Consider the following 17,620-nt stretch of genomic DNA (forward strand, 5'->3'; position numbering starts at 1 on the left):
TCATGCGTCGAATCATTTCTGTCTTGCTGGAAAACGAGCCAGGTGCGCTGTCCCGAGTAGTGGGGCTGTTCTCCCAGCGCAACTACAACATTGAAACCCTGACGGTAGCTCCGACAGAAGACGAAACTCTGTCCCGGCTGACCGTGACCACAACCGGTTCCGACAAGGTTATCGAACAGATCACCAAGCAGCTGAACAAGTTGATTGAAGTGGTTAAGCTGGTCGACCTGACTGAAGGCGCTCATATCGAGCGGGAACTGATGCTGATCAAGCTCAAGGCCACCGGCTCCCAGCGTGCGGAGATCAAGCGCACCGTGGATATCTTCCGGGGTCAGATCGTTGACGTCACCAGCTCGGTGTACACCGTGCAGCTGGCGGGCGACAGCGAAAAACTGGATGGTTTCATTCAGGCGGTCGGCACCTCTGGCGTTCTGGAAGTGGTGAGAACTGGGGTTTCTGGCATCGCGCGCGGCGAGAAAGTGCTTAGCCTTTAACCAGTTGCAAAAAATTTAACACGTGGCCCGGTGAGGGCAATATTAAGAATAGAGGTTTCACATGCAGGTTTATTACGATAAGGATTGCGATCTTTCCATCATCCAGGGCAAAAAAGTTGCCATCATCGGTTTCGGTTCTCAGGGCCACGCGCACGCGTGCAACCTGAAAGATTCTGGTGTTGACGTCACCGTGGGCCTGCGCCCGGGTTCTTCGTCCATCGCCAAGGCTGAAGCCTATGGCCTGAAGACCAGTGACGTACCGTCTGCAGTAGCGGCGGCTGATGTGGTCATGATCCTGACTCCGGATGAATTCCAGGCCCAGCTGTACAAAGCCGAAATCGAGCCGAACCTGAAGCAGGGCGCTACCCTGGCATTCGCTCACGGCTTTGCTATCCACTACAACCAGATCGTTCCCCGTAAGGATCTGGATGTCATCATGGTTGCACCCAAGGCGCCCGGCCATACCGTTCGTACCGAGTTCACCAAGGGCGGTGGTATTCCTGACCTGATCGCCATCTTCCAGGATGCCTCTGGCAACGCCAAGAACCTGGCTCTGTCTTACGCTTCTGGCGTAGGTGGCGGCCGCACCGGCATTATCGAAACCACCTTCAAGGACGAGACCGAAACCGACCTGTTCGGTGAGCAGGCGGTTCTGTGTGGTGGTGCAGTTGAGCTGGTCAAGGCCGGCTTCGAAACCCTGACCGAAGCGGGCTACGCACCGGAAATGGCGTACTTCGAGTGTCTGCATGAGCTTAAGCTGATCGTTGACCTGATGTACGAAGGCGGTATTGCCAACATGAACTACTCCATCTCCAACAATGCGGAGTATGGTGAGTACGTGACTGGCCCAGAGGTCATCAACGAGCAGTCTCGCGAAGCCATGCGCAACGCACTCAAGCGTATCCAGAGCGGTGAGTACGCGAAGATGTTCATCTCTGAGGGGGCTCTGAACTATCCGTCCATGACGGCTCGCCGTCGCCAGAACGCTGCCCATGAAATTGAGGTGGTGGGTGAGAAGTTGCGTGGCATGATGCCGTGGATCTCTGCGAACAAGATCGTAGATAAAGAAAAGAACTGATCGGGAATTCGAACAGTTCGGGAAAGCGCGGCTCGGGTAGCCGCGTTTTTCGTATATACTCCGCCCGAACGCTTTCCGGAGTGATGGGAATGACTGACGAAAAGAAATCCGCCGATCTGGAGCCTGAAAACGCTCCGTCGGCAAACGCAGAAAAGCAAGCCGCAGAAGATGAGCTGGAAGTAGGTGAAGTCGTCGAGGAAGAGTTGGTTGAAGGTGCCCCGGTTCGCCGCAAAGGCATCTATTTGTTGCCCAACGCGCTGACAACAGCTTCGTTGTTTTCCGGTTTCTATGCGATCGTCTCTGCGGCCAATGGGGTATTCGACAACGCCGCCATTGCGATTTTCGTGTCGATGATTCTCGATGGGCTCGATGGTCGCGTAGCGCGAATGACCAATACGCAGAGCAAGTTTGGCGAAGAATACGATTCGCTGGCGGATATGGTCGCGTTTGGTGTGGCGCCCGGGCTGGTGGCCTTTTTCTGGTCCCTGAATAGCCTCGGCAAGGTCGGTTGGGCAATTACCTTCATCTATGTCGCCGGGGCCGCCCTTCGGTTGGCTCGCTTTAACACCCAGATCGGCTCCGTGGACAAAAAGTACTTTGTCGGCCTGGCGAGTCCGTCAGCGGCAGCCTGCGTGGCGGGGTTGGTGTGGTGTTTCCATCAGTTTGAGCCGGCCTCGTGGCTGACGTTGTTAACCATGTTGGTTGTCGGTGGTACCGGCATATTGATGGTCAGCAATATTTTCTACAGAAGCTTCAAAGATCTGGATCTCAGAGGGCGTGTGCCTTTTGCTGCTATTCTGTTGGTTGTGCTGATCTTTGTAGTGGTCGCTCTGGATCCCGCCACCGTACTGTTCAGCATATTCCTGGCGTATGCGCTGTCCGGGCCTGTCCGAGCCATCTTTCGGAAAAAACCACGTCGCTCAGCGACTGGCTGATTGAAAAGTGCATTCCCGACGATTGCTGGTCGGGAGTTTGTTGCAGGCAGGCTCCGGTTATCTGCGTCAGTTCGTGTAAATCGAATGGCTGAACCGGAGAATGCCGATGCTTATCCCCAGGCGCCCTTCCTGGACCATCTCTCACTCTGAAGTCACCCCCGAGCGCGTATTTCTGAATCGCCGGAAATTTATGGCTGGCTTGGCCCTTGGCACTGCGGGGCTTTGCGCGCCCCTCGGATTGTCCGCAGCATTTCGCCCCGCCGATCTTAAAGAACTCGAGTACACACCGGCACCGGCCTTTTCGACGGATGAGGACAAGACGCCCTTCGAAGACGTAGTCCGATACAACAATTTCTACGAGTTCGGAACCGCTAAAGACGATCCTGCGCGCTATGCGCACGAGATGAGCGTGGACCCCTGGTCGGTGCAGGTTGATGGTGAGTGTGACCGGCCTGGCACCTATGCTCTGGAGGACCTGCTGAAGCCCCATGCACTGGAGGAGCGCGTGTATCGCCTTCGCTGTGTTGAAGCCTGGTCTATGGTGATTCCCTGGATTGGTGTTCCATTGGCGGACATGCTCAAGCGTTTTGAGCCCAATTCCCGGGCGAAATACGTTTATTTCGAAACCCTGCACGATCCTGATCAAATGCGCGGGCAGCGGTCTCTGTTCAGTACCGTTGACTGGCCCTATCGGGAAGGCCTCCGAATGGATGAGGCGATGAACGAGCTTAGCTTCTTTACCGTTGGCTTGTACGGCAAAACACTGCCAAACCAGAACGGCGCACCCTTCCGGCTTGTGGTGCCCTGGAAATACGGGTTTAAAAGCATCAAGTCCATCGTCCGAATACGGTTCCAGGAGGAGCAGCCGGCAACGACCTGGGAAATGATCGCCCCTCAGGAGTACGGTTTCTACGCGAACGTGAATCCAGAAGTGGATCACCCCCGCTGGAGCCAGAAGCGGGAGCGTCGGTTGCCTTCAGGTTTGCTCAGTCCTAACTGGGTAGAGACGCAAAAGTTCAACGGATACGGTGAGCAGGTTGCGCACCTGTATAAGGGTATGGACCTGCGGCAAAACTACTGATGCGATCAACTGGCTTGGTGCGAAGCCGGCGGTTTTTATTGGGCTTTCGTTTATCCGCGGCGTTGGTCGCATTGCTTCCCCTGGCTTGGTTGGTGTGGCGGATGGCAGCAGGGCTCCTCGGGCCGGATCCGGGTCAGGAGCTTACTCAGGCTCTGGGGCTTGCTGCCTTGCAGTTGCTCATCGCAACCCTGTGTATGACGCCCATGCAGCGTTGGACCGGATGGGTTGGTTGGGTGCGTATTCGCCGGATGCTCGGGCTATGTGCTTTCTTTTATGCCTGTCTGCATGTTTTGTCGTTTCTCCAGTTTATGGTGGGGTGGCAAGACCTCTGGGCGACGTTCACCACGCGTCCTTACATTATTGCGGGGTCAGTTGCGTTCCTTGTGCTGATTCCGCTGTCGTTGACCTCGACCAGGGGCATGATGAGGCGATTGGGTCCGAACTGGAAAAGGTTGCATCGTCTTGCCTACCTCTCCGTTGTCGCAGCTTGGGTGCATTTTGTCTGGCAGGCCCGGAGTGATATCGGCGAAATGCTGGTTTATGGGCTTTTGATCGCGGTTCTCCTGTGGTTTCGCTGGCGCTGGAATGGCTGGAGAGGTTTGTTACCCCTTACAGCGAGCAATAGTCGGGCAAATAGTGACCGAGTTGGGTGATCTTTGATCGGTTTGGCGGGGTGGGTATAGGGGGAAACCGAAGCATCGTAAGAAATGTTAAAAAAGCGCGTTGACAGTCTGCCTGTGGCCTGTAGAATGCGCACCACTTCTGAGGGACACGGCGCCGGCAAGGCGCGGATTTTCAGAGGTAGTTGATTGAAATTGTTGAAGAAAATGGTTTTAAAGATTCTTCAAGAAAGCGATTGACAAGGTGGCGATTCACTGTAGAATGCGCGCCTCGCTCTTCGGAGCAAGCCGGACGGTTTGAGTGGTTTGGAAGTTTGTTGAGAGCTTCGAAAATTACTTCAAAACAACGGTTGACAGGGTCGGGATTCGATGTAGAATACGCGGCCTTGATTGAGCAACGGCTCAACGTTCTTTAAAAAGTTAACCAAGTAATTCGTGTGGGCGCTGGCCGAGGTATTTCGGACATGAAATATCAGGACAGTGACTCGTCGAAATTGAGTTTTGTCTTGAGCAAGATTTGCGATTTTCGGATCGCTATATGATTTAAACTGAAGAGTTTGATCATGGCTCAGATTGAACGCTGGCGGCAGGCTTAACACATGCAAGTCGAGCGGTAACAGGGGTAGCTTGCTACCCGCTGACGAGCGGCGGACGGGTGAGTAATGCTTAGGAATCTGCCTGGTAGTGGGGGATAGCCCGGGGAAACTCGGATTAATACCGCATACGCCCTTCGGGGGAAAGCAGGGGATCTTCGGACCTTGCGCTATCAGATGAGCCTAAGTCGGATTAGCTAGTTGGTGAGGTAAAGGCTTACCAAGGCGACGATCCGTAGCTGGTCTGAGAGGATGATCAGCCACATCGGGACTGAGACACGGCCCGAACTCCTACGGGAGGCAGCAGTGGGGAATATTGGACAATGGGGGAAACCCTGATCCAGCCATGCCGCGTGTGTGAAGAAGGCTTTCGGGTTGTAAAGCACTTTCAGTAGGGAGGAAAACCTTGCGACTAATACTCGTGAGGCTTGACGTTACCTACAGAAGAAGCACCGGCTAACTCCGTGCCAGCAGCCGCGGTAATACGGAGGGTGCAAGCGTTAATCGGAATTACTGGGCGTAAAGCGCGCGTAGGTGGTTTGATAAGCGAGATGTGAAAGCCCCGGGCTTAACCTGGGAACGGCATTTCGAACTGTCAGACTAGAGTGTGGTAGAGGGTAGTGGAATTTCCTGTGTAGCGGTGAAATGCGTAGATATAGGAAGGAACACCAGTGGCGAAGGCGGCTACCTGGACCAACACTGACACTGAGGTGCGAAAGCGTGGGGAGCAAACAGGATTAGATACCCTGGTAGTCCACGCCGTAAACGATGTCTACTAGCCGTTGGAGATCTTGAATCTTTAGTGGCGCAGCTAACGCACTAAGTAGACCGCCTGGGGAGTACGGCCGCAAGGTTAAAACTCAAATGAATTGACGGGGGCCCGCACAAGCGGTGGAGCATGTGGTTTAATTCGACGCAACGCGAAGAACCTTACCTGGCCTTGACATCCTGCGAACTTTCTAGAGATAGATTGGTGCCTTCGGGAACGCAGTGACAGGTGCTGCATGGCCGTCGTCAGCTCGTGTCGTGAGATGTTGGGTTAAGTCCCGTAACGAGCGCAACCCCTATCCCTAGTTGCTAGCAGTTCGGCTGAGAACTCTAGGGAGACTGCCGGTGACAAACCGGAGGAAGGTGGGGATGACGTCAGGTCATCATGGCCCTTACGGCCAGGGCTACACACGTGCTACAATGGTGCGTACAGAGGGCTGCAAACCCGCGAGGGGGAGCTAATCTCACAAAACGCATCGTAGTCCGGATCGCAGTCTGCAACTCGACTGCGTGAAGTCGGAATCGCTAGTAATCGCGAATCAGAATGTCGCGGTGAATACGTTCCCGGGCCTTGTACACACCGCCCGTCACACCATGGGAGTGGATTGCACCAGAAGTAGTTAGTCTAACCTTCGGGAGGACGATTACCACGGTGTGGTTCATGACTGGGGTGAAGTCGTAACAAGGTAGCCGTAGGGGAACCTGCGGCTGGATCACCTCCTTAAACGAAGCCGAACGCTTCGGTCAGAGTCCACACGAATTACTTGGTTGGCTAATTAAAGAGAGCAACGGGTCTAGCAGGCCCATGCCATTGGGTCTGTAGCTCAGGTGGTTAGAGCGCACCCCTGATAAGGGTGAGGTCGGTGGTTCAAGTCCACCCAGACCCACCAAAATTGCGTAGCTCGTCGTTGTCGAATGGCTTGCCTAGCAGGCTAGGCGGCACCAAACGACGCCTGGATCTACACAATTTTCGCAGTAGCTGAATTGGGGCTATAGCTCAGCTGGGAGAGCGCCTGCCTTGCACGCAGGAGGTCGGCAGTTCGATCCTGCCTAGCTCCACCAAACTTAACTGATCGATTCGGCGGCGCCGGATTGGCAGTGTCCAGAAACAAGCGTTTCCACTGTGAAGCTCTTCTTTCTGATCACTGGGTCAGATTTGCTCTTTAACAAATTGGACGAGATAGACGAATATTTTTCTCTCATTATCTCCGAGAGAAAATGTTCAAAGTGATAACGATTTCAAGCGTTATCCGGTGTGTCGTTGAAGTGGTTGTTTATAGCTTCGAATGACGGTCTCGAGTGGGAATCAATATCAGGCTTGCCTGGTGGTGATGCTCGGTCGTGATCAGTTGTTTTGGGGTTATATAGTCAAGCAACTAAGCGCATACGGTGGATGCCTTGGCAGTCAGAGGCGATGAAAGACGTGGAAGCCTGCGATAAGGTTCGGGGAGCTGGCAAACGAGCTGTGATCCGGACATCTCTGAATGGGGAAACCCACCGACTTTCGGGTCGGTATCTTACACTGAATACATAGGTGTAAGAGGCGAACCGGGGGAACTGAAACATCTAAGTACCCCGAGGAAAAGAAATCAACCGAGATTCCCTTAGTAGCGGCGAGCGAACGGGGACTAGCCCTTAAGCTAGACAACTGGTAGGAGAAGGCTCTGGAAAGTGCCGCCATAGTGGGTGATAGCCCCGTATCCGAAACCTGAGTCTGGTGAAATCGAGTAGGACGGGACACGTGATATCCTGTCTGAATATGGGGGGACCATCCTCCAAGGCTAAATACTCCTGACTGACCGATAGTGAACCAGTACCGTGAGGGAAAGGCGAAAAGAACCCCTGTGAGGGGAGTGAAATAGATCCTGAAACCGTATGCGTACAAGCAGTCGGAGCCCACTTGTTGGGTGACGGCGTACCTTTTGTATAATGGGTCAGCGACTTATGTTCAGTGGCGAGGTTAACCATCTAGGGGAGCCGTAGGGAAACCGAGTCTGAATAGGGCGACTTAGTCGCTGGGCATAGACCCGAAACCGGGCGATCTATCCATGAGCAGGTTGAAGGTGCCGTAACAGGCACTGGAGGACCGAACCCACTGTCGTTGAAAAGCCAGGGGATGACTTGTGGATCGGAGTGAAAGGCTAATCAAGCCCGGAGATAGCTGGTTCTCCCCGAAAGCTATTTAGGTAGCGCCTCGGACGAATACCACTGGGGGTAGAGCACTGTTTGGGCTAGGGGGTCATCTCGACTTACCAACCCCATGCAAACTCCGAATACCAGTGAGTACTATCCGGGAGACACACGGCGGGTGCTAACGTCCGTCGTGGAGAGGGAAACAACCCAGACCGCCAGCTAAGGTCCCCAAGTACCAGTTAAGTGGGAAACGATGTGGGAAGGCTCAGACAGCTAGGAGGTTGGCTTAGAAGCAGCCACCCTTTAAAGAAAGCGTAATAGCTCACTAGTCGAGTCGGCCTGCGCGGAAGATGTAACGGGGCTCAAACTGGTCACCGAAGCTGCGGCTGCATACTTTGTATGCGGGGTAGGGGAGCGTTCTGTAAGCCTGCGAAGGTGTGTTGAGAAGCATGCTGGAGGTATCAGAAGTGCGAATGCTGACATGAGTAACGACAATGCGGGTGAAAAACCCGCACGCCGGAAGACCAAGGGTTCCTGCGCAACGCTAATCGGCGCAGGGTGAGTCGGCCCCTAAGGCGAGACCGAAAGGTGTAGTCGATGGGAAACGGGTTAATATTCCCGTACCTTGGATCACTGCGATGGAGAGACGGAGAAGGCTAGGTGAGCCGGGCGACGGTTGTCCCGGTTTAAACGAGTAGGAAGAGGGCTTAGGCAAATCCGGGTCCTCAATTCCGAGACGTGACGACGACTGCTCATTGAGCGGGAAGTCATTGATGCCATGCTTCCAGGAAAATCTTCTAAGCTTCAGGTGATTCGAGACCGTACCCCAAACCGACACAGGTGGTCAGGTAGAGAATACCAAGGCGCTTGAGAGAACTCGGGTAAAGGAACTAGGCAAAATGGTGCCGTAACTTCGGGAGAAGGCACGCCGGTGTGTACGTGAAGCCCCTGCGGGTGGAGCGGAAGCCGGTCGAAGATACCAGGCCCCTGCGACTGTTTATTAAAAACACAGCACTCTGCAAACACGAAAGTGGACGTATAGGGTGTGACGCCTGCCCGGTGCCGGAAGGTTAATTGATGGGGTTAGCATTCGTGCGAAGCTCTTGATCGAAGCCCCGGTAAACGGCGGCCGTAACTATAACGGTCCTAAGGTAGCGAAATTCCTTGTCGGGTAAGTTCCGACCTGCACGAATGGCGTAACGATGGGGGCGCTGTCTCTACCCGAGACTCAGTGAAATTGAAATCGCCGTGAAGATGCGGTGTATCCGCGGCTAGACGGAAAGACCCCGTGAACCTTTACTATAGCTTCACAGTGAACTTTGAGCATGCTTGTGTAGGATAGCTGGGAGGCTTTGAAACCATCACGCCAGTGGTGGTGGAGCCAACCTTGAAATACCAGCCTGGCATGTTTGAGGTTCTAACTTGGTCCCCTTATCGGGGATGAGGACACTGTGTGGTGGGTAGTTTGACTGGGGCGGTCTCCTCCCAAAGCGTAACGGAGGAGCACAAAGGTGGGCTAAGCATGGTCGGACATCATGCGGTTAGTGTAATGGCACAAGCCCGCTTAACTGCGAGACAGACACGTCGAGCAGGTGCGAAAGCAGGTCATAGTGATCCGGTGGTTCTGTATGGAAGGGCCATCGCTCAACGGATAAAAGGTACTCCGGGGATAACAGGCTGATACCGCCCAAGAGTTCACATCGACGGCGGTGTTTGGCACCTCGATGTCGGCTCATCACATCCTGGGGCTGAAGCCGGTCCCAAGGGTATGGCTGTTCGCCATTTAAAGTGGTACGCGAGCTGGGTTTAGAACGTCGTGAGACAGTTCGGTCCCTATCTGCCGTGGACGTTGGAGATTTGAGGAAAGCTGCTCCTAGTACGAGAGGACCGGAGTGGACGAACCTCTGGTGTTCGGGTTGTGTCGCCAGACGCATTGCCCGGTAGCTATGTTCGGACAGGATAACCGCTGAAAGCATCTAAGCGGGAAGCCCCTTCCAAGATGAGATCTCCCTGGACCCTCGAGGTCCCTAAAGAGCCGTTCAAGACCAGGACGTTGATAGGCCGGGTGTGTAAGCGCTGCGAGGCGTTGAGCTAACCGGTACTAATTGCTCGTGCGGCTTGACTATATAACACCCAAGACAATTGCGGATAACGCGAAATCAACATCACAGTCCATCTCGTCCTTCCCAGTGATCAACCGTTTTGTCTGACGACCATAGCGGCCCGGAACCACCTGATCCCATCCCGAACTCAGAAGTGAAACAGGCCTGCGCCGATGGTAGTGTGGCATTGCCCATGCGAGAGTAGGTCATCGTCAGACTCTTAATACCAAAACCCCCGACAGCTCCGCTGCCGGGGGTTTTTTATTGCCGGGAGAAAAGGCTTGGAGAGCCTTTCGGTTTAGATTTTTGCCAAGGCCGGTTCGCCGAAGAGTCGTCGGTTGTTGTCCCTCGAAAAAGTACGTGTTGCTCCCAAGGCCAATAACCCTAGCCCAAGTAATGCCAGCGTTCTGGGTTCTGGTACATCTGAGGTGGGGGCTGCTCTGGAAGCCACCGTGTAGGCCGGCGAGGGGGCCTCCCAATAGGCGGACGACGTGCCATTGGTGCAGCCGAAGGGCGGTGGGCAGAATTCGAGTGCCATGCCGGCGTTGGTGATATCAAGGTAGTAGTCGTTGACGCTGGTTAGGTCGCCCTGGGCAAAGGTGAGGAAAAAGCTGGTGATTGACACTTCCCCTGTTGATTCAATGCGCGCACCGATATAACCGTTGGTAAAGTCGGCCATGTCAACCTGAACGCTACCGCCTGTTGGGGTGGGGAAGGTCCACTCAAGGCTGGTCACTGTGGTGAGGTCGATGTCATCGGGGCCATAGGGTAACGGACCGTAGGGAGTGTCATCGAAATTGAGTTTGAAGTAGGCCCCAGTCTGGTAATCGGCCCGGATGGAGTCAATGATGACGGCTGCTGGCAGGTTGCTGCTCAGTAACAACGTTGAGATGAATATCACAGCGGTCTGAGACGCTGTGATGGCTTTGGGTGCCTTGTCCATGATGGGGCCTCTCAATGGCCATAACCTAGCAAGACCTCAGTACTTCCGTGTAGGGATGGCAGTGGCAGATATTTTTCCCGAAGAGTTCGTTTGGTGGCAAATTCGGGTTAAAGGTTGTCTTGGTATTGCGTGTATAACTCTAGTACATATTTTAGGCGGTGGTTGATCTTGACTGCGAAAGGGTTCACAAACTTGTAAAGCCGTGGTGTCGGGTGGGGGCGTCTGCATTGTGCGGTTGCTGGGCCTGGACGAGCCATCCATTCGACCTGAACTGAAGTAATGCCGGTCAGTGCACTTCCGGGATTTTATTAAGGCTGTTGGTCCAGGGAGTTAAGATGCTGTCGGCTTCAATCCAGCGCTTACTTTTGATGTGCCGCAGGAATGTCTCCTCAGTGATATACTCCTGCGATCATGAGACAGTATTTTTGATGGAGTCGAGGAATGTCCACCAACGATCACCTGGTTATATTTGATACCACTCTCCGGGACGGGGAGCAGAGCCCCGGCGCGACGATGAACAAGACGGAAAAGCTCCGTATTGCCAAAGCGCTGGAGAAACTGCGGGTGGACGTTATCGAAGCAGGCTTCGCGATCGCCAGCCAGGGTGATTTTGAGGCGGTAAAGGCCATTGCCGAGACCATCAAGGAGTCTACCGTTTGTAGTCTTGCCCGAGCTCTGGATAAAGACATAGACCGCGCGGCGGAGGCCATTCAGCCTGCCGCCCGAGGTCGTATCCACACCTTTATTGCCACCTCTCCTATCCATATGAAGCATAAATTGCAGATGCAGCCGGATGAGGTGGTTGAGCAGGCAGTTCGGGCGGTTAAACGGGCCCGCAGTCATGTAGACGATGTCGAATTTTCTTGTGAGGACGCTGGCCGCTCGGAACTGGATTTTCTGTGCCGGATTATCGAGGCCGCCATCGATGCCGGTGCCCGTACCATCAATATTCCGGACACGGTGGGCTACGCCATTCCAGAACAGTTTGGGGAAACCATTGGCCAATTGCTGAACCGGATTCCGAACGCTGACAAGGCGATTTTTTCCGTGCATTGCCATAACGATCTCGGTTTGGCCGTCGCAAACTCCCTGGCGGCCGTTTCCCACGGTGCACGGCAGGTCGAATGTACGATTAACGGTTTGGGGGAGCGCGCGGGCAATGCCTCTCTGGAAGAGATTGTGATGGCCGTGCGGACTCGTCAGGATCTGTTCCACATCGATACCGGTATTGATACCTCCCATATCGTTCCGGCTTCTCGCCTGGTTTCTACCATTACCGGGTTCCCCGTGCAGCCGAATAAGGCCATTGTCGGTGCTAATGCCTTTGCCCATGAGTCCGGCATTCACCAGGATGGCGTACTGAAGCATCGGGAAACCTACGAGATCATGCGCGCGGAAGACGTCGGTTGGCATACCAACAGTCTGGTCCTCGGCAAGCATTCCGGGCGTAACGCCTTCAGAACCCGTCTGCTGGAATTGGGTATTCAGTTCGAGACAGAAACCGAATTGAACGAAGCCTTCACTCGCTTCAAGGCGCTGGCCGATCTGAAACATGAGATCTTCGATGAGGACCTGCAGGCGATCGCCAGTGATACCCGGCAAAAGGAAGATATTGGTCGGTTCGGGCTGGTCTGCATGCGGGTGTGTTCCGAAACGGGCGTGATTCCTAAGGCTGAATTGACGTTGACGGTAGACGGGAAGGAGCACAAGGTGGAAGCAGAGGGCAGTGGCCCTGTTGATGCTACCTTCAAAGCCATTGAGTCCCTCGTGGATTCCGGCTGCAACCTGCAGCTTTACTCGGTCAACAACATTACCAGTGGTACTGATGCCCAGGGCGAAGTCACGGTGCGTCTCGAGCGAGGGGGCCGGATTGTGAACGGTGTTGGTTCGGATACGGACATCATCATTGCGTCCGCGAAAGCGTACATTGAGGCGCTGAACCTGATCAGTCGGGGCGGCATTCGCCAGCATCCTCAGGTATCTGACGTATAAATTGATCGCGCCGGTGTTTGAGCAGTCGCTATGATTCAGACGGAAAACGAACGACAGTATTATCTTGGTATGGCTGGAGTGCGGCTGTGGTATGCCAGAGAACCGCTGCCCGGAGCCGCCCCAAGCCCGGAGTTCGTGTTTGATGAGCCCGAGTCCGAGGGAGAGATGGATGCCGAAGCGCTCGTCGCCCCTCAACTGTCGGATCGGCCGATGGCCCAACCGAGCAAGCCGGCCCATGCCGACAGAGTGCAGGCGAAGGCCAGGGTTTCCAACCTTCAGGCGCTGGTGGATGGAGCAACTGCTCCGGCTACGCCGGCCACCCCTGCGCAGGAGCCGCCAGAGCCGGTCAGCTCACCGCTGCCGGACGCTGATCAGTCGGCGGCGCCGTCAGACGCTGAGAACACAAAAACGGTTTCGAAGCCCGCTGCCGTCAAGCTGGCCCTGAAGCTTTGGATGGGCCAGCGCTTTGTTCTGGTTTCTGACCTGTCCAGCGACGCCAGTCTCAAGCTGCAGGAAAGCCTGGCCGAGAATATCCTGAGAAGTGTCGGCGAAGAGACGCTCGAAACGGTTGGCCCGATTGGCTGGCCAGTATTCAATAACGTCCGTGCCCCCGGGAATTCGATGGCAGACCTGCGTTCCGTGCTGTCCCATGCGCTGTCCCAGGTGCAGGGCCAGAAAGTGATCGTTCTGGGAACGGTACCGCGCGACGCCGAGGGTGACTGGCTACATGATCTGGCGGGCCGGCGGTCGGATGTCTTGTTCCCAATGACATTGACAGAGCTCGCTTCAGATCCGAATCAGAAGCGAGCTCTGTGGCAGATGCTCAAACCGCTCGTGGATTGAATGCTCTGTGGTGAATTCCCCGGCTGCGCCCGAACTCGTGATCAAGCCCATGCAAGAGGCCGACCTCCCGGACGTGTTGGAAATCGAGCGTCAGGGACACGCCTTTCCGTGGACCGAAACCATCTTCCTGGACAGTTTTCGCGGTAACTATCGACTCTGGACCGGTTGGCATGGGGAGCGTCTGGTGGGGTTTGCGGTGGTCGCGTACCTGTTTGATGAGGCTCACTTGCTTAACCTGTGCGTGTCACCGGAGTTACACGGGCAGGGCATCGGGCGCAAGTTGCTCAGATATCTGCTGGGCGAGGCTGCTCTGGACCATATCTGGCGGGTCATACTGGAGGTTCGGGTCAGTAACGAGTCGGCGTTTCATCTGTATCGCAGCGAGGGGTTTCGCCAGATTGGCACCCGCCCCGAGTATTATCCTGCCGCAGACGGGCGTGAAGACGCCCGTGTGATGGCCCTCGAACTGCGGGATTAACCTATTCTCGCTGGTTCGCGTCGGCTCCCCTTAGCCCCTATAATACCCGCCCTTAAGCTCATCTGATTCAGGTTACCTTTTAGCTATGTCGAACCTTTCCCAGGAAGTGGCCAAGCGCCGCACTTTCGCGATTATCTCGCACCCGGACGCCGGTAAAACGACGATCACCGAAAAGGTCTTGCTTTTCGGGCAGGCGCTCCAGAAAGCCGGGACCGTGAAAGGAAAGAAGTCGGGCCAGCATGCCAAGTCAGACTGGATGGAGATGGAGAAAGAACGTGGTATCTCTGTGACCACGTCTGTGATGCAGTTCCCTTATAGTGGCAAGTTGGTCAACCTGCTGGACACTCCGGGACACGAGGATTTCTCCGAGGACACCTACCGGACACTGACCGCTGTGGATTCCTGTCTGATGGTGATCGACAGTGCAAAGGGTGTCGAGGAGCGAACCATCAAACTGATGGAAGTAACTCGCCTCCGAGACACGCCGATTCTTACGTTTATGAACAAGCTTGACCGGGACACCCGGGATCCCGTGGAGCTGATGGACGAGGTTGAGGATGTCCTGAAGATTGCCTGTGCGCCAATCACCTGGCCGATTGGTATGGGCAAGAACTTCAAGGGCGTGTATCACCTGTTGCGAGATGAGGTGATTCTTTATCAGTCCGGGCAAGGCCATACCATCCAGGAAAAGCGCATTATTTCGGGGCTCGATAACCCCGAGCTGGATGAGGCGATCGGCGCCTACGCGGGGGATCTGCGGGACGAGATCGAGCTGGTCAAAGGGGCTTCCCATGAGTTTGATCTGGAGGCGTTTCTTGCCGGCGAACTGACGCCGGTGTTCTTTGGCACGGCGCTGGGGAACTTTGGTGTGGATCACATGCTGGATGGCTTGGTGGAGTGGGCACCGACGCCTCAGCCCCGGGAAACAGACCAGCGCAAGGTGGAGCCAACGGAAGATGGTTTCTCCGGATTTGTTTTCAAAATTCAGGCGAATATGGACCCCCAGCACCGGGACAGGATCGCGTTCGTCCGGATCGTTTCCGGAAATTACGCTCAGGGCATGAAGGCCCGCCATGTTCGTATCGGCAAGGAAGTGCGCTTCTCGGATGCTCTGACCTTTATGGCGGGTGATCGGGAACACGCCGATGCGGCCTTTGCCGGCGACATTATCGGGCTGCATAACCACGGCACCATCCAGTTGGGGGATACCTTCACGGCGGGTGAGGACATGAAGTTCACCGGCATCCCGAACTTCGCGCCGGAACTGTTCCGCCGTATCCGCCTCAAGGACCCGCTGAAAGCCAAGCAGCTTCAGAAGGGGCTGATTCAGCTTTCGGAAGAGGGTGCCGTGCAGGTGTTCCGGCCGATGCGCAACAACGACCTGATCGTTGGTGCGGTCGGTGTGCTCCAGTTTGACGTGGTGGTTGCCCGGCTCAAGAGTGAATACAAGGTAGAGGCCATCTACGAGCCGATCAATGTAGCCACTGCCCGCTGGGTGACCTGTTCGGACGAGCGCAAGCTCGACGAGTTCCAGCGCAAGAGCAACGACTACCTGGCACTGGATGGCAGTGACCGGCTTGCGTACATCGCTCCGACTATGGTGAATCTGAATCTGGCCCAAGAGCGCTATCCGGATATTCAGTTCCATAAAACCCGGGAGCACTGACGCGCCCGTCCGGGGGGTACCGTGCAATTCGTAGATGCCCATTGTCATCTGGACTTCCCGCGCTTTGATGGGTGTCGGGGAGAGGAGCTTGCAAAGGCTCGGGCGGCCGGGCTTGTCGGGCTGGTAATTCCGGGCGTCCGGCGTGACGACTGGCGTCGAGTCCAGGACGTGGCCCGGTCGTTCGATGATGTGTTCTACTGCTTAGGGATTCATCCCTGGTTTGTGTCCGAGCACGATCCCGACGATCTGACGTTTCTTGACGCAGCGCTGCGGGAACATCCGGCGCGGTGCGTTGCGGTGGGCGAATGTGGGTTGGATCGTTTGAAGGGCGAGCTCAGCCAGCAGTTGCCTTGGTTTGAGGCGCAGGTTCAGATTGCCGCGCAGCAAGGGTATCCGCTGATCATTCATTCGGTTCGCACCCACGATGAAGTGCACAGCGTTCTGAAGCGTTCAGGTTGGGCCGGCAGGGCTCTGATTCACGGTTTCTCCGGTAGCTACGAACAGGGGAAGAAGCTCGTGGATCTGGGGTGTGTGCTGGGTGTTGGCGGGATAATTACTCATTCTCGGGCCAAGAAAACGCGGGATGCCGTCGCGAGGTTGCCGCTGGAGAGCCTGGTCCTCGAGACAGACGCGCCCGACATGGCGCCTGAGGGCATCGCCCACGGGCAGAATTCGCCGGCGTATCTGGGGCGCGTTCTCGGTTCGCTGGCCGAGTTGAGGGGCGATTCGGCCGCGTCGCTGGCGCCGCAGTTACTGGACAATGCGCGCCGGCTCTACGGCTGGCAATCCGGAGAAGTAGGGGAATAACGAAACCCGGGGCGTTAGGGTTGGCTTTCCTGGGGCGTTCGAGTATACTTCGCGCCCTGGCTTTTCAAGGCGATGTCACTGTCTCAGCCCCGAACGGTGTCACTGCCAATTTTAAGTTAAGATATCGAGCCTCCTCCGGATGTTGTCTCAATTACCGGTGGTGGTGTTTTTAACGTTTCTTTTATAGCGTTCAAGGCGGAATCAATGAAGACTCTGAGTGCGAAACCAGAAACAGTAAAACGTGACTGGTACGTTGTAGACGCAGCCGGCAAGACGCTGGGTCGTCTTTCAACCGAAATCGCCCGTCGTCTGCGGGGCAAGCATAAGCCTGAGTACACCCCTCATGTAGACACTGGCGATTATATTGTTGTTATCAATGCAGGCCAGGTCCGGGTTACTGGGAACAAGACATCTGACAAGATGTACTACAGTCACACCGGCTTTCCGGGTGGAATCAAGTCCATCAACTTCGAGAAGCTGGTCGACAAGGCTCCCGAGCAAATCATCCAGAAGTCTGTCAAAGGCATGCTTCCGAAGGGTCCGCTCGGCCGCGCCATGTTCAAGAAGCTGAAAGTCTATGCCGGCGCTGAGCATCCTCATGCTGCCCAGCAGCCCAAAGAACTCGACATTTAACGGAAGGCGGATATGTCTGTAGCACAAAATTACGGTACTGGTCGCCGCAAGACATCCTCGGCTCGGGTGTTTATCAAGCCGGGAAGCGGTAACATCTCCATCAACGGTCGCTCTATCGAAGATTTCTTCGGTCGTGAGACTCTGCGAATGATCGTTCGTCAGCCGCTGGTTCTGACTGAATCGGCTGACCGCTTTGATATCAAAATCACCGTTAAAGGTGGTGGTATCAGTGGCCAGGCCGGCGCTATTCGTCATGGCCTGACTCGCGCGCTGATGGATTACGACGAGACTCTGCGTCCGGCTCTGCGTGAAGCGGGTTACGTTACCCGTGATGCTCGTGAAGTTGAGCGTAAGAAAGTTGGTCTGCGCAAGGCGCGTAAGCGTCCGCAATACTCCAAGCGTTAAAATCGCTGGAGCAGACTTCGAAAACCCGGTCAGTTTGGCCGGGTTTTTT

Annotated in this window: 13 protein-coding genes, 2 tRNA genes and 3 rRNA genes; 17 read left to right on the forward strand and 1 reads right to left on the reverse strand. The window is 55.4% G+C overall.

Translation table 11 applies throughout. The features are described from left to right. Positions 1–2: 2 nt before the first annotated feature. The 10 genes from ilvN (at position 3) to rrf (ending at position 10,022) form a co-directional block, all read left to right on the forward strand. A complete protein-coding gene (gene ilvN, locus LPB19_RS07055) occupies positions 3–494 on the forward strand; it encodes an acetolactate synthase small subunit (protein ID WP_206645365.1) in 492 nt (163 codons plus the stop codon). A 61-nt stretch (positions 495–555) separates the two neighbouring features. After that, positions 556–1,572, forward strand: coding sequence for a ketol-acid reductoisomerase (gene ilvC / locus LPB19_RS07060; protein WP_206645366.1), 1,017 nt, complete (start codon positions 556–558; stop codon positions 1,570–1,572). A gap of 89 nt (positions 1,573–1,661) precedes the next feature. Next, positions 1,662–2,507, forward strand: coding sequence for a CDP-diacylglycerol--serine O-phosphatidyltransferase (gene pssA, locus LPB19_RS07065; RefSeq protein ID WP_206645367.1), 846 nt, complete (start codon positions 1,662–1,664; stop codon positions 2,505–2,507). Positions 2,508–2,613: 106 nt separating this feature from the next. Then, positions 2,614–3,588: a protein-methionine-sulfoxide reductase catalytic subunit MsrP gene (gene msrP / locus LPB19_RS07070; protein WP_206645368.1), complete on the forward strand. Its 975-nt coding sequence runs from the start codon at positions 2,614–2,616 to the stop codon at positions 3,586–3,588. A gap of 101 nt (positions 3,589–3,689) precedes the next feature. Next, positions 3,690–4,241: a protein-methionine-sulfoxide reductase heme-binding subunit MsrQ gene (locus LPB19_RS07075; protein WP_228289236.1), complete on the forward strand. Its 552-nt coding sequence runs from the start codon at positions 3,690–3,692 to the stop codon at positions 4,239–4,241. Positions 4,242–4,753: 512 nt separating this feature from the next. Next, positions 4,754–6,293: ribosomal RNA gene (locus LPB19_RS07080) — 16S ribosomal RNA — on the forward strand. An 89-nt stretch (positions 6,294–6,382) separates the two neighbouring features. Then, positions 6,383–6,459, forward strand: a tRNA-Ile gene (locus LPB19_RS07085). A 96-nt stretch (positions 6,460–6,555) separates the two neighbouring features. After that, positions 6,556–6,631 (forward strand) — tRNA-Ala (locus LPB19_RS07090). Between the two features lie 304 nt (positions 6,632–6,935). Further along, positions 6,936–9,828, forward strand: a 23S ribosomal RNA gene (locus tag LPB19_RS07095). Between the two features lie 79 nt (positions 9,829–9,907). Continuing rightward, positions 9,908–10,022: ribosomal RNA gene (gene rrf, locus LPB19_RS07100) — 5S ribosomal RNA — on the forward strand. Together the 16S, 23S and 5S rRNA genes with 2 tRNA genes alongside form the textbook arrangement of a ribosomal RNA operon. Before the next feature lie 80 nt (positions 10,023–10,102). Here the strand turns inward: rrf and LPB19_RS07105 are convergent. Then, a complete protein-coding gene (locus LPB19_RS07105) occupies positions 10,103–10,747 on the reverse strand; it encodes a PEP-CTERM sorting domain-containing protein (RefSeq protein WP_206645370.1) in 645 nt (214 codons plus the stop codon). Positions 10,748–11,188: 441 nt separating this feature from the next. Here LPB19_RS07105 and LPB19_RS07110 point away from each other — a divergent pair, with 441 nt between their 5' ends. The 7 genes from LPB19_RS07110 (at position 11,189) to rpsI (ending at position 17,571) form a co-directional block, all read left to right on the forward strand. After that, complete coding sequence (locus LPB19_RS07110) at positions 11,189–12,739, forward strand: 2-isopropylmalate synthase (RefSeq protein WP_206645371.1); 1,551 nt, start codon at positions 11,189–11,191, stop codon at positions 12,737–12,739. Positions 12,740–12,769: 30 nt separating this feature from the next. Further along, positions 12,770–13,582, forward strand: coding sequence for a 2-isopropylmalate synthase (locus LPB19_RS07115; protein ID WP_206645372.1), 813 nt, complete (start codon positions 12,770–12,772; stop codon positions 13,580–13,582). 7 nt (positions 13,583–13,589) lie between these two features. After that, positions 13,590–14,060 carry a ribosomal protein S18-alanine N-acetyltransferase gene (gene rimI, locus LPB19_RS07120; RefSeq protein ID WP_407943943.1) on the forward strand — a complete coding sequence of 157 codons (471 nt, stop codon included), beginning with the start codon at positions 13,590–13,592 and terminating at the stop codon, positions 14,058–14,060. 85 nt (positions 14,061–14,145) lie between these two features. Beyond that, complete coding sequence (gene prfC, locus LPB19_RS07125; protein ID WP_206645373.1) at positions 14,146–15,726, forward strand: peptide chain release factor 3; 1,581 nt, start codon at positions 14,146–14,148, stop codon at positions 15,724–15,726. 21 nt (positions 15,727–15,747) lie between these two features. Next, the gene (locus LPB19_RS07130) at positions 15,748–16,533 is read left to right on the forward strand and encodes a TatD family hydrolase (protein WP_206645374.1); all 786 of its coding nucleotides are present in this window, start codon (positions 15,748–15,750) and stop codon (positions 16,531–16,533) included. 204 nt (positions 16,534–16,737) lie between these two features. After that, complete coding sequence (rplM, locus tag LPB19_RS07135; RefSeq protein WP_206645375.1) at positions 16,738–17,166, forward strand: 50S ribosomal protein L13; 429 nt, start codon at positions 16,738–16,740, stop codon at positions 17,164–17,166. Between the two features lie 12 nt (positions 17,167–17,178). Further along, the gene (gene rpsI, locus LPB19_RS07140) at positions 17,179–17,571 is read left to right on the forward strand and encodes a 30S ribosomal protein S9 (protein ID WP_206645376.1); all 393 of its coding nucleotides are present in this window, start codon (positions 17,179–17,181) and stop codon (positions 17,569–17,571) included. Positions 17,572–17,620: the final 49 nt, after the last annotated feature.

It is taken from the genome of Marinobacter salinisoli (assembly GCF_017301335.1).
In the GTDB taxonomy this organism is placed as follows: Bacteria; Pseudomonadota; Gammaproteobacteria; order Pseudomonadales; family Oleiphilaceae; genus Marinobacter; species Marinobacter salinisoli.